Here is a 12,101-nt window from a genome sequence, read left to right on the forward strand (position 1 = left end):
ATCAGGCATTCTCCCTTCCGGCATGAACTTCGTAATCGTAATTAAGGGAAGAATCGGAACGCTGCTCCTTTGCAGTCGAAGAAGGCTGGCCAAAGCTGGCTTCTGCCGCACGAATAGCCTTTAGCAGCGCTTTAGCTTTATTCACCGTTTCCATATATTCATTTTCGGGAACGGAATCCCATACAATACCCGCCCCGCTCTGTACATAGGCTTTTCCGTTTTTGAAAATAATCGTCCGGATCGTGATGCACGTATCCATCGTGCCGCCGAAGCCCAAATAACCGATTGCGCCAGCATAAGCCCCACGCGCCTCGTTCTCAAGCTCCGCGATAATTTCCATCGCGCGCAGCTTGGGCGCTCCCGATACGGTTCCCGCAGGCAGGCATGAAATGAAGGCGTCGAAAAAATCTTTGTCCGGGCTCAGCTTGCCCGAAACATTGGATACAATGTGCATGACATGAGAATAACGTTCGATCTCCATAAACGAATCGCATTTTACTGTTCCAAAACGCGAAACACGTCCGATATCGTTGCGGCCCAGGTCCACCAGCATCAAATGCTCCGCCCGTTCTTTCTCGTCCGACAGCAGATCGCGCTCCAGCGCTTCGTCCTCCTCTGGCGTCGCGCCGCGCGGCCGTGTGCCCGCAATCGGCCTTGTCTCTACATGATCGCCGCGAATTTTGACCAGCGCTTCCGGCGAAGTTCCTACAATGATCTCTTCCCCCATCTTCAAATAATACATATAGGGGGACGGATTCATCGTCCGCAAGACGCGGTATACAGCCAGCGGATCCACTTCCGTTTCAATGCTGAATCGCTGCGACAGCACCACTTGGAATATGTCGCCCGCTCGGATATATTCCTTTGCGCTTTCAACGTTGGCGATAAACTGTTCCTTGGTCAAATTGGATTGCACATTGCCAAGCTCGGGGTCCAGCGGATAAGTCCCGCTAATCGACGGAAGCGACTTCATCGGCTCTCTGAGCCGGCTAATCAATCCTTCCAGCTTGGTCGATGTTTTATTATAGGCTGCTTCGATTTCGGCATCGGTCGCGCCTTCCGGGATATGGACATTGCCGATAATTTGCAGCTGCTGTTTGAAATGATCGAATACGATAACCTGATCGCAGAACATAAATTGCAGATCGTCCATGCCTAGATCGTCTGTGCTGTGCGGAGGCAGATTTTCGTAATATTGAAGCAGATCATATCCGAAAAATCCGATGGCGCCTCCCGTAAACGGCGGCAGTTCCGGCAAAGCCGGACTTCTGAACGAACGCAGCTTGGCTTTTAGCAGCTCAATCGGCTTGTCGTTCAGAACCGTTGTTTCTCCGCCGTGCTCCAGCACCATTTTACCGTTTTTGCCATGCAGCTTCAGAAAAGGGTCGCTACCGATAAAGGAATACCGCGCCCATTTGGCGCCGCCCTCTACGCTCTCCAACAGAAAGGCATGCTCTTCCCGGGCAAAATGCTGAAAAATGGAAATCGGTGTTTCCGTATCCGCCATCACATGGCGGACAATAGGTATCAAATTAAAAGTAGCTGCCAGTTTTTGTACTTGATTCAGTTCGTTCGACATTGCAAACAACCTCCATCCATCAGATAAAAATCTCATTTTCGTCCAACTAAAAAGCCCCTGCCTAAGCAGGGGGCTTGTGATATGAGAATGATGAAGATGGCTGTTGATTTTCTGCAGCCCTGCAATACGGTAAAGACCAACAGCAAAGAGAGGCATGTCTATTTCATCCCGGTCTCTGTGCCTAAGCCTATTCGGCTCTATCTGATCTACTTTCTTGCGCTCGCTCTATGCTCTTCTCATCTCGTCTCAGCTCAAAACCTGCTCTAACTCATTCTATGCGTATTAATATAATTCAAAAGGATACCCTGCGTCAACCGCTTGTTGTTACTTGCTTAAATCTGGACGAAGCGCTTTAGCTCCACCAAGGTAAATATGCTGAATTTCGCGTTGCGATTTGTCGGTATTGACCGTGACCATCAGCCGAATGCAACGCTCCAGGCTGCCCTTTACGGGAACCTCCAGGGCGCACATCAGCGGCACAAGCTCCCAGCCAGGAAGCTGGCGGATGCTTTGAGCCGGGAAAGCCTGATCCAGATCGCCCGTCACGGTGATCAATACACTGCAAATGTCTTCCGGCAGTACCTCGTTGCGCTCCATAACTTCAATGACCATGTTTTTGGTCGCATCGGCAATTTGCGCCGCGTCATTGGCTTCAACGGTAACCGCTCCTCGTATTCCCCGTACACTCATAGCTGTTTATGCCTCCCGTTTTAATTCCTCAACGATTTCCCTCACCCACGATAACGGAACATCCGGCTTAATCTCTACTGTGCCGATCGAAGTCGGAACAACAAAAACGGCTGTACCCTCCGAAAACTTCTTATCATGCATCAGCGCGGCCATGATAGCATCGGTATCCATATGCCCCGGCACAGCAACCGGCAAACCGCAGCTTTGAAGCGCGCGCTTTGTGACTTCATAAACCTCAATAGGCGCGCCATATCGTACGCCAAGCTTCGCGGAACCAATCATGCCGATGGAGATTGCCTCGCCGTGCTGAAGCTCGTTGTAACCCGCGACGGCCTCCAGCGCATGTCCGATCGTATGACCCAGATTCAGAATGGCCCGCAATCCGTTTTCCCGTTCATCCTGCGATACCACATTGGCTTTTACGCCGCAGCCTTTATAAAGGGCATAACCCAAAGCGTCGGCGTCAAGCTCCAGCAGCCTGCTCGCATGTTCTTCGCACCAGGCTACAAACTCCGCATCCCAGATCAAGCCGTGTTTAACCACCTCGGCAAGACCCGATGCAACTTCGCGGGGCGGAAGGGTTTTTAGCGTGGACAAATCATACAGAACGAATTCCGGCTGATGAAAAGCCCCGATTATGTTTTTTGCAAGGGAATGATTAACCGCAACCTTGCCGCCGACACTGCTGTCATGAGCCAGAATCGTCGTAGGAATTTGAATGAATTTAACACCCCGCATATAGGATGCGGCCGCAAAACCGGCCAAATCGCCAACCACGCCGCCGCCTAAAGCAACAATTGCGGATTTGCGGTCCAATCCCGCCTCCAGCGCTTTAGTGACCAACTCTTCCAGCACGGCCAAGCTTTTGGAGCTTTCCCCGGACGGCACGATCGCAGTCACCACTGTAAAGCCGCCTTCAGTCAGATTGGAGGTCAAGGCTTCCAGATAATGCGGAGCAACCTTGCTGTCGCTAACGATCATAAGCGGAGTCTTGGTGCTCACGCCATGCTTTTGGAAATAGGAGGAAGCCTCCCGAAGAAGGCCTTCCCCGATATATATGGGATAAGAACGGTCGCCAAGGTCAACTTGAAGGCTGCGCATGGTCTAATACCGCTCCAATTGTTCTTGGTAACTTTTCAAGTTGGCGCGAATTTCTTCCAGAGAATCTCCTCCGAACTTTTCCAGGAAAGCCTTGGCTACTTCCCATGCCACCACATGCTCCATCACAACGCTAGCAGCCGGAACGGCGCAGCTGTCGGAACGTTCCACCTGGGCGGTAAAAGGCTCCTTCGTATCGATATCAACGCTGCGGAGCGGCTTGTAAAGGGTCGGAATCGGTTTCATGACGCCGCGAACGACAATCTGCTCTCCGTTTGTCATTCCGCCTTCAAAACCTCCCAAACGGTTGGAAGCGCGATGATAGCCGCGTTCCTCGTTGTACAGGATTTCATCATGTACCTGGGAACCCCGCAAGCGGGCAGCTTCAAAACCGATACCGATCTCGCAGCCTTTGAATGCATTGATGGAAACAACGGCTCCGGCAATTCGGCCATCCAGTTTACGGTCCCATTGCACATGGCTGCCAAGACCGATCGGAACGCCTTCAACGACACACTCAACGATGCCGCCGATGGAATCGCCTTCAGCTTTAATTTGGTCGATGTAGGCAGTCATTTTTTCTTCGGTCTCCTTGTCCACAACACGAACAGGAGATTCTTCCGTCAACCGGATCAAATCATCAACCGGAAGCTGGTTGGGCGGAGCTTGAATTTCGCCGATGGAAATAACCTGTCCGGCAACCTTGATGCCAAACTCGGCCAGCAGTTGGCGGGCAACCGCTCCAACGGCGACGCGCGCAGCCGTCTCCCGAGCGCTTGAACGCTCCAACACGTTGCGCAAATCCTTCAAATTGTATTTCAATCCGCCGTTCAAATCGGCATGACCAGGACGGGGACGATGCACGCGGCGTTTCTCCTCGTCGCTGCCCTCAATGGGTTCGATATTCATAACGGAAGTCCAATGCTTCCAGTCGTTGTTTTGTACAACCAATGCAACAGGCGCTCCTGTTGTCCGGCCATGGCGGACGCCGCCGACGATATCGGCCGTATCCTTCTCGATCTGCATTCTGCGGCCGCGGCCGTGTCCCTTCTGGCGGCGGTGAAGCTGAAAATTCAATTCCTCGAAATCAAGGGTCAGGTTGCTGGGCAATCCCTCTATTATGGCGGTCAACTGCGGGCCGTGGGTTTCTCCCGCTGTCAAATAGCGTAAACTCAAGCAAAAGCTCCTCCTTCAGTGCCAGGTCAATAGGCGCCCGGCGTCATCTGTGTCCGTAAACATCTTTGCTCATTATAGTACAGCACCGACCGTTTGACAAGAAAACTATTTTTTTGCTTCAACGCGTCAGAGCGAATGGGCAAAAAGGAACCGGGAACCCATTTCAGGAATGGATTCCCGGCTTCATCAGCTGTTATGAATGGGGCTGCAGATCATCCCGTCTTGGCGCTTTTGCGGTCAAGCCTGAACGCGTAACCGCCGTCCAGACGTTCATTAATTCTTTCATTTGCCGTCCATCCAAACCCATTATTTGCGCACATTCCTGTATCGTAATATCGCCGCGACGATAAGCAGAAATGACTTTGCGCTTGTCCATTATAACTCTCCCTCCATATCCTGGAGACGCTGCTTCTTGAGTGATTACACCCGAAGCGCCTGATCCTAGTATAGGAGAAGATGAGAGGAGCTATACGCGTCGATAGAAAAACGTATCAGCCGTTTCGAATCCGTATTGCGCCGGAGAAAAGATCTGCTCCGTACTGCCAACAAACAGAAGTCCCCCGGGGCGAAGCGCTGCCGAAAATTTATGATAGAGAGAGTGCTTGGCTTCCTCCGTAAAATAGATCATAACATTTCGGCAGACGATCAGGTCAAAGCCGGTGTCAAACTTATCATGCAACAGATTTTGCTGACGGAAGGTTACCGCTTTTTTCAGCTTGTCCGAAATTCGGTATGCGCCTTCCGATTCTGAAAAATACAACTTCCGGCATTTATCCGGAACATCCCGCAGCGAGCGCTCCAGATAGATGCCCTCTTGAGCTTTGGCCAAAACGCCGTTGTCGAGATCGGTAGCCAGCAGCGACGATTTCTCCAACACTCCCAGCTCCGACAAGATCATCGCCAGCGTATAAGGCTCCTCGCCAGTGGAGCAGGCAGCGCTCCACACTTTCGGCTTTGCGCTGCGCTGTATGATTTTGGGCAGGAATGTATTCATCAGCACTTCCCATCTTCCCGGGTTGCGCCAAAACTCAGAGACGTTGATGGTCATCCGATCCAAAAATTCGTTCATCAGCGCGCGATTGGTTTCCAGCGCTTCGCCGTAGGCCACAAAAGTGGAATAGCCGTGCTTCATGCGTAGTGTAGTCAGCCGCCGTTTCATTTGCGCTTCCTTGTACTGCGACAAGTCAATATCCGTTTTCCGTTTGATGCGGGAAATAAACTGTATGAAATCCTGGTCCTCGGACATATGGGCCTCCTAGTAGTCGGGCTAAATCCACCGCTGAATGCTGTGCTCGTATTCCACAAGCTCATGTTGGGCAAAAAACAGATTGATTTCGCGCTCCGCGTTTTCCGGCGAATCGGAGCCGTGGATCAGATTAAAGTTGGTATGTACCGCAAAGTCGGAGCGAATGGTGCCGGGAGCCGCGTCGACGGCATTGGTTTTGCCAATCATCGCTCTTGTCAGCGCAATAGCATTGTCGCCGCTCCACACCATGGCAAAAACCGGACCGGACGAAATAAAAGACAGCAGCCGCTCATAAAAATCTTTGCCTTTATGCTCGGCATAATGATCCTCCGCAAGTTCTCGTGAAATGGCCATAAACTTTGCCGCTTTCAGCTGCAGCCCCTTGCGTTCGAAACGGGATACAATTTCACCGATGAGTCCGCGTTGGACGCCGTCGGGTTTGATCATAAGAAATGTCTTTTCCATGCCCCATCCATCCCTTCCGCTCTAGAGGTAGTTCAATACGTTCGCTTTCCATTTCGAAGCATGCCTTGTGGCATGGCCGACATCGAATATGGAATTGAGCCGAACTTTTGAACTTTCATATTAAGTTAATAATTTCTTTTTCCCACAAAATGGGCGATGTCGATCAAGTTTTTGCGAGCCGGGATAGCAGGCAGGGCTTTGAGCGCTTCAAGCGCTTTGGCTATGTAGCGATTCGCCATTTCGTCCGCCAGCCCTCCGCCTTCGCTGCTCTTGATCAATGCGATGGCCCGGCGCGTGTCAGCCATGCCTTCCTGTGAACGAATCATGCTGATTTCATTTAACAGAGGTCTGCGAACCTTCTGGTCCTTGAGCGCCAGCAGCACCGGAAGCGTAATATTGCCTTGGCGCATATCGGAGCCCGGGGGTTTTCCGATCTGTTTTTCCGTACCATACAGATCAAGCAAATCATCCCGAATTTGAAAAGCCATCCCTACATTGTAGCCAAACCGGTATAACGCATTGGAGGACGTCCGGCTAACACCCGTCGCCACCGCCCCCAGCTCGCAGCTGATCGCAATCAGCAAAGCCGTTTTTCTGCGAATCCGCAACAAATATTGGCGCATCGTTTGTTCGGTATTGAAAAAATCGCGAATTTGCTCCATTTCGCCAATACACATCTGAACAAGCGCTTTGGATAATATTTGATGAATGCGAGGATCCGGCAGTTCCGTCGCGATGCTGAGAGCCCTGCCATGTATATAATCTCCGGTATACATCGCGATCCGGTTGTCCCACTTCGATTTGACAGTAGGTTGACCTCTGCGAGTGTCAGCGTCGTCAATGACGTCGTCATGAACAAGCGAAGCCATATGAATCAGCTCAAGCGGGACCGCGACCCGCTTCAGCACGTCAAGATTATACTCTCCGAATTTCCCGGCAAGCAGCACGAAAACAGGCCGTATGCGCTTGCCTCCGGCTTTCAGCAGGTGCATGGACGCTTCGCTGAGCAACATGTGCTCGTCGCTGACGCTGCGCTCCAGTTCCTGCTCGATCACATTCAGATCGCCTTTCATTTTGGCGTACAGATCTAATAGTTTCATTCCTTCACCTTTAGAGGGGATTGTAGTTCCAAAAAGGATAACTTGATGTCCCGCGGCAGCAAGCCCATCTCTCCGGCCAGCCGGAAATAGAGTTCAAGCCCTTCCTGCAGCCGGGGACAAAAATCATATTGCAGCGTTTCAAAATACATGCGCCAGTATTCCCGCGTTCCGCCAAGCCGCGTACATGCTTCATCAACAAGCGGCTCCGGCGAAGCACAGTTTCTGACTCTGCATGCCTTCAGCAAGTCGTACACGGCAGCAATACCCTCAGGGTTCTGTTCCACCGCGTCCTTGCGTGCGGCAACGACGGCATAGGTCATGCCTAACCCCGTCCACTCCTGCCACATCTGGCCAAGATCCATAACTTCATAAGGATGGTTTTGCCAAGAGGCCGCAATGGCGGGATCTCCGATCAGCAATGCCGCATCCGCCGTCTTCAGCATTTCACCCAGATCCGGTTCTGCCGGAATATAGGCGGGGTTGCACTGAAAACGTTTCGCCATTATGATTTTCAACAAATTCACCGAAGTTGCCGATGTTGTCGTGACAGCAATGGTTTTGGGCTTTACCTTGCCAATCGGCTGCTTCAGAAAAAGCAGAATGGAGTGAACTCGTCCAACCGTGCCAACCGACAAGCCGGGAAGCAATATATATTGGCTGGCATGTTTTCCGTAGGAGAAAGAGGATATCGCCGATACATCCAGCGCTCCGTCAGACAACATTCCATTCAGCTTTGAAGGTACGGCGGATACCAGCCGGTAAAGTCCGTTTTCTTCATTATTCTCCAGACCGTGAAATAACGGCCAGGCATTTGCATAATCAATTTCACCGATGATGATCGGGCGTTTCAAGCCCATGCTGCTCATCTCCCCATCTTCTGTACAAATCATGCTCCACATCCATGCTGTCCAGTACTTTGCCAACAAGGAAATCGATCATCTCATCCATGCTTTGCGGCTTGTAGTAAAATGCGGGCATGGCGGGAAGTATCGTAACGCCAAGCCTTGCCAGGGTCAACATGTTTTCCAGATGGATCGCATGCAGAGGCGTTTCCCGCGGCACCAGCAGCAGGCGCCGTCTCTCCTTCAGCATCACGTCTGCCGCTCTGGTCATCAGATCGTCGGATATGCCGTGCGCGATGGATGACAGAGTTCCCATGGAGCACGGAACGACCACCATTCCGCTAACGCGGAAGGAACCGCTCGCAATAGAAGCGCCGATGTCGCTATTGGGATGATAGACCAGTCTGCCGTCGGTCGCATAATCGCCAAACCGGTCTTGAAGCATTTGGGGCCGCTTGGAAGCATGCCAGCCCATTTCTTCTTTCAACACCCGCCATCCGGCCTCTGTTATAACCAGGTGAACTTGAAATTCCCGCTTCAGCAGTTCCTCCGCCAAACGAATGCCGTAAATGGAGCCGCTGGCGCCGGTAATACCGACAACCCACTTTTTGCGGATTGGAGCATTTTCACCTTTGAATTCTTCCGCCATCTATCGAAACACCACCATATCCAGGAACGCAAAGGCGAACAATACAACGCTAAGTGTTCCGTTCATACCGAAAAACGCGGTTTGCACTCTGGATAAATCATCTGCCTTGACCATATAGTGCTGATAAAAGAGCAGCGCCAACGATAGCAGGACGCCGGCCAAATAGAGCCAGCCAAGATTCGCAACCCAGAACAGCGCAACAAACCCGATGCCCGTTATGATATGCAGGACGCGGGCTATCCAAAGCGCGCCGGAAAGACCAAAGCGTGCTGGAATGGAATGAACGCCGTTGTTGCGGTCGTATTCATAGTCTTGCGTGGCGTACACAATATCGAAACCTGCGATCCAAAGCGCGACCGTTCCGAACAGGATCCAGGCCGCGGGATCAATTTTTCCCGTTACCGACAGCCAGCCGCCCAGAGGCGACAAAGCAATGGTTACACCTAGAAACAGATGGCAAAACCATGTAAAACGTTTGGTGTAGGAATAAATAACGAGAAAAAAAACAGCGATCGGCATCAATTGCATCGCGATGGGGTCAAGATTGGCCGCCCCAAGAAACAGCATGCCGAACGATATCGCGACAAAAAGCAGTACCTCCGCGGATTTTAAGATGCCCGCGGGCAAGGCGCGATCTTTCGTTCTTGGATTTTTCAGGTCGATTGCCTTGTCGATTAGCCGATTAAGGCTCATGGCGGCGCTTCTGGCGCCAAACATGGCGAGTGAAATCCATCCGATTTCCGCCCACGACGGCAAGCGGTTTTCCAGCACCACCGTTCCCAATATTGCGCCAAGATAAGCAAACGGGAGCGCAAAGATGGTATGTTCGAACTTGATCATTTCAAGAATAATGCGTAATTTGCGTATCATTGCACTGTGTCAGATCCCTTCGTTCCCATATGCAGAGCGGCTACGCCGCCAAAGAACAAAGAAATATCGATTTTCTCCAAGCCGGCCTGGGTGTAAAGCTCCGCCAGCTCCTTATGGTTCGGAAACAGCTTCAGGGAGTCCGGAAGCCACTGATATTCCTTAAATCTTTTTGCAAGCAGTTTGCCGAATTGCGGCATCACCCGCTCGAAATAAAAATAATAAATGCTTTTGAATGGCTGCCATGTAGGCTTGGACAGCTCCAGGCAGACTACCTTGCCTCCGGGCTTGACGACTCTGGTCATCTCTTTCAGCACCTGCAAATAATCAGGGACATTGCGCAGTCCAAAACCAACGGTCACGAAATCAAAGCTGTTGTCTGCAAACGGCAGGCTCATGGCATTGCCCTGAACCAGCTCGATGCTGTTCTCCAAACCGGAGGCTTTGATTTTCTGACGTCCGACCTGCAGCATGTTGTTGCTGAAATCAAGGCCTACAATCCTCCCGGTGCCGCTTGCCTTTGCGAGGTCAATAGTCCAATCGCAAGTTCCGCAGCAAATATCCAGGGCATCGTCGCCAGGCTTAACAGCCATTTTGTTCATTGTATATTTGCGCCAGGCCTTATGTCTGCGGAAGCTGATGACGTCGTTCATAAAGTCATACTTTGGCGCAACCGTTTCAAACAGGGAATGCACATGGCTTTTGGCGTCGTTGCTCACGGTTTCACCTCGTTTCGTTAAGTGCGGGCCAAGCGCCGAGTTTTCCGGCAAAATGGTCCACTATGCTGTTAAGCTCGCCGGACAGACCGCCGGAATCCAGCCGCGCCGCCACGCTGCTCACAGCATCAGCCGCTTGTCTGAACTTGCTCGCAAGCAGGCTTTTTACATCGTATTTCTGGACCAGCTCCATAAAAATGCCGTGATCCGTCTTGCCCGTAGCCAGTTGATGCCGTTCCTCTTCATTGCCAACCTGAAGGAGATGCCAGTAGGCCCACCCTTGCTGAAAGCGGTCCGGGTTTTCGCTGCGTCCGATTTCCTCGATCGCAACCTCGCAACGAGCGATGCCACCAAGCAGCTCCGGCCATAAACGGGCAGGCTGCCCGTTCAGCAGTTCCGCAAAATGCCGGAACATCTCGCTTTTCAGCTGAACCGCATAACCGTAATACTCATCGGCGTTTATTTTCAGTCCCCGCATTCGCGTGTACAGATTTACTTTGAGCCGATTAACTTCGCATACCGCCTGGCTCAGCCTGGCGATCATGTCGATCTGCCCCGCAGCTGCCAGCAAATGATAGAAACGTGCGCTGAAATAGTCCCCGGCAAGGACATTCAGCTGCCTCGTTCTCATTTTGCCTTCCCGTTGCTTTCGGGTATCGACATCGATCAAGTCATGGGTGTCCATGCCAAGCTGTACCAAAGATGTCGCAAGCGTGTACAACTCACTGCGTCCCTTGGTGGCGCCATCCTGCTCCAGCGCCGCGTGAAGCATGCGCAACCTGGGACTTGACAGCGGGGGCAGCTCCGCGTGGTCTTGAATCATTTTGTGTTTTGTGTAGTGTTCCGCCATTTCTGGAATACGGTAAGTTTTCATGGTAGAAGCCTCCGAACATAAATAACAGGATTGCCGCCCGATAATCTAAATTATTATAGCATAAACTGCACAAAAGGTCATACAGCTTGCCATCGTTTCATTCAAAATCTATCCAGCGGCGTGGCGGTATAGCCGGAAGACGCTCCAAACCGCTCGTTCCAAGCAGCCGTTAGCCTTAATCGAAGCCGTTTGCGCCAAATTTCGTCGTGCACGGGGTTCCACAGGGCAAGGGTGTCCAGCTCTTCCTTCAGCCATGGGTCCTCCGCTCTTATGTCCATGACGGCAAGCAGCCGCCTTTCGGCGCCATGGCCGCTTTCCGCGATTCGGAACAGCAAGCGCTTCACATTGTCCAGTTGGCCAAAAGACAGTTCGATAAACGACTTCGCGTCGTCAAACCAGACATCCGGCCTTCCTTCGGTAGACGAAACTCGCAGTTCCAGCGTCAGTTCAGACCCGTTCCACTCCACTCTCCCCAAGCGCTCCTTGAGCGGCACACCGGCCAGCACCTCTACCAGATTGGAGTCGCCAAGCCGCTCTGGCTCAGCATGGCGAATGGCGGGAAGATCGCCCTCCCCGCTCCCCATTCCGTCCAGCGCAAGCCCCAGAAGCAAGGTAATGACCAGCGTGGCTACGCCCGCCGTTAACCATGGCATTATGCTACGCAACCTGCAGCGCCTCCCGACAATGGATTTAAGCGTATGTTCCATACCGCTTGAAATGGTTTCCTTTAATATCCATTTTGCTCATTCTGCGCCGCTTCCATACGGCTCCGAAACCCTTACTCCATTGTACGAAGGCG

14 protein-coding genes are annotated in these 12,101 nt (G+C 52.1%); all 14 read right to left on the reverse strand.

The window, feature by feature from the left end; all coding sequences use genetic code 11:
* Nucleotide 1: 1 nt before the first annotated feature.
* The 14 genes from trpE to ACX93W_RS05610 all read right to left on the reverse strand — a co-directional run bounded on the left by trpE (nt 2) and on the right by ACX93W_RS05610 (nt 11,967).
* Complete coding sequence (gene trpE, locus ACX93W_RS05545) at nt 2–1,579, reverse strand: anthranilate synthase component I (protein WP_459391310.1); 1,578 nt, start codon at nt 1,577–1,579, stop codon at nt 2–4.
* Between the two features lie 324 nt (nt 1,580–1,903).
* Nucleotides 1,904–2,269: a chorismate mutase gene (aroH, locus tag ACX93W_RS05550; protein ID WP_459391311.1), complete on the reverse strand. Its 366-nt coding sequence runs from the start codon at nt 2,267–2,269 to the stop codon at nt 1,904–1,906.
* A gap of 6 nt (nt 2,270–2,275) precedes the next feature.
* Complete coding sequence (gene aroB / locus ACX93W_RS05555) at nt 2,276–3,370, reverse strand: 3-dehydroquinate synthase (RefSeq protein ID WP_459391312.1); 1,095 nt, start codon at nt 3,368–3,370, stop codon at nt 2,276–2,278.
* Between the two features lie 3 nt (nt 3,371–3,373).
* Nucleotides 3,374–4,543 (reverse strand): chorismate synthase, encoded by a 1,170-nt coding sequence (aroC, locus tag ACX93W_RS05560; RefSeq protein WP_459391313.1) that lies wholly within the window; start codon nt 4,541–4,543, stop codon nt 3,374–3,376.
* Nucleotides 4,544–4,736: 193 nt separating this feature from the next.
* A complete protein-coding gene (locus ACX93W_RS05565; RefSeq protein WP_459391314.1) occupies nt 4,737–4,919 on the reverse strand; it encodes a hypothetical protein in 183 nt (60 codons plus the stop codon).
* A 90-nt stretch (nt 4,920–5,009) separates the two neighbouring features.
* Entirely contained in the window at nt 5,010–5,789 is a 780-nt protein-coding gene (locus ACX93W_RS05570; protein WP_459391315.1) for a CheR family methyltransferase, read from the reverse strand.
* A 21-nt stretch (nt 5,790–5,810) separates the two neighbouring features.
* The gene (gene ndk, locus ACX93W_RS05575; protein WP_459391316.1) at nt 5,811–6,254 is read right to left on the reverse strand and encodes a nucleoside-diphosphate kinase; all 444 of its coding nucleotides are present in this window, start codon (nt 6,252–6,254) and stop codon (nt 5,811–5,813) included.
* Between the two features lie 125 nt (nt 6,255–6,379).
* Nucleotides 6,380–7,354, reverse strand: coding sequence for a heptaprenyl diphosphate synthase component II (hepT, locus tag ACX93W_RS05580; protein WP_459391317.1), 975 nt, complete (start codon nt 7,352–7,354; stop codon nt 6,380–6,382).
* Entirely contained in the window at nt 7,351–8,211 is an 861-nt protein-coding gene (locus ACX93W_RS05585; RefSeq protein ID WP_459391318.1) for a menaquinone biosynthetic enzyme MqnA/MqnD family protein, read from the reverse strand. Before ACX93W_RS05585 ends, hepT begins: the two co-directional genes overlap by 4 nt.
* Nucleotides 8,180–8,845 carry a UbiX family flavin prenyltransferase gene (locus ACX93W_RS05590; RefSeq protein ID WP_459391319.1) on the reverse strand — a complete coding sequence of 222 codons (666 nt, stop codon included), beginning with the start codon at nt 8,843–8,845 and terminating at the stop codon, nt 8,180–8,182. Before ACX93W_RS05590 ends, ACX93W_RS05585 begins: the two co-directional genes overlap by 32 nt.
* On the reverse strand, nt 8,846–9,715 hold the full coding sequence (locus ACX93W_RS05595) for a UbiA-like polyprenyltransferase (RefSeq protein ID WP_459391320.1): 870 nt from the start codon (nt 9,713–9,715) through the stop codon (nt 8,846–8,848). It abuts the gene before it with no gap.
* Nucleotides 9,712–10,431, reverse strand: coding sequence for a demethylmenaquinone methyltransferase (locus tag ACX93W_RS05600; RefSeq protein ID WP_459391321.1), 720 nt, complete (start codon nt 10,429–10,431; stop codon nt 9,712–9,714). The genes ACX93W_RS05595 and ACX93W_RS05600 overlap by 4 nt, the downstream gene beginning before the upstream one ends.
* Before the next feature lie 4 nt (nt 10,432–10,435).
* Complete coding sequence (locus ACX93W_RS05605) at nt 10,436–11,302, reverse strand: heptaprenyl diphosphate synthase component 1 (RefSeq protein ID WP_459391322.1); 867 nt, start codon at nt 11,300–11,302, stop codon at nt 10,436–10,438.
* Between the two features lie 101 nt (nt 11,303–11,403).
* Nucleotides 11,404–11,967, reverse strand: a complete 564-nt coding sequence (locus ACX93W_RS05610; RefSeq protein WP_459391323.1) for a hypothetical protein — start codon at nt 11,965–11,967, stop codon at nt 11,404–11,406.
* Nucleotides 11,968–12,101: the final 134 nt, after the last annotated feature.

The organism is Paenibacillus sp. CAU 1782 (assembly GCF_054551715.1).

Bases quoted from the DNA above. Each gene is read 5' to 3' on its own strand.
- trpE (WP_459391310.1), bottom strand. From the start codon at position 1,579: ATGTCGAACGAACTGAATCAAGTACAAAAACTGGCAGCTACTTTTAAT.
- ACX93W_RS05595 (WP_459391320.1), bottom strand. From the start codon at position 9,715: ATGATACGCAAATTACGCATTATTCTTGAAATGATCAAGTTCGAACAT.
- ndk (WP_459391316.1), bottom strand. From the start codon at position 6,254: ATGGAAAAGACATTTCTTATGATCAAACCCGACGGCGTCCAACGCGGA.
- hepT (WP_459391317.1), bottom strand. From the start codon at position 7,354: ATGAAACTATTAGATCTGTACGCCAAAATGAAAGGCGATCTGAATGTG.
- aroB (WP_459391312.1), bottom strand. From the start codon at position 3,370: ATGCGCAGCCTTCAAGTTGACCTTGGCGACCGTTCTTATCCCATATAT.
- ACX93W_RS05565 (WP_459391314.1), bottom strand. From the start codon at position 4,919: ATGGACAAGCGCAAAGTCATTTCTGCTTATCGTCGCGGCGATATTACG.
- ACX93W_RS05570 (WP_459391315.1), bottom strand. From the start codon at position 5,789: ATGTCCGAGGACCAGGATTTCATACAGTTTATTTCCCGCATCAAACGG.
- ACX93W_RS05605 (WP_459391322.1), bottom strand. From the start codon at position 11,302: ATGAAAACTTACCGTATTCCAGAAATGGCGGAACACTACACAAAACAC.
- ACX93W_RS05590 (WP_459391319.1), bottom strand. From the start codon at position 8,845: ATGGCGGAAGAATTCAAAGGTGAAAATGCTCCAATCCGCAAAAAGTGG.
- aroH (WP_459391311.1), bottom strand. From the start codon at position 2,269: ATGAGTGTACGGGGAATACGAGGAGCGGTTACCGTTGAAGCCAATGAC.
- ACX93W_RS05585 (WP_459391318.1), bottom strand. From the start codon at position 8,211: ATGGGCTTGAAACGCCCGATCATCATCGGTGAAATTGATTATGCAAAT.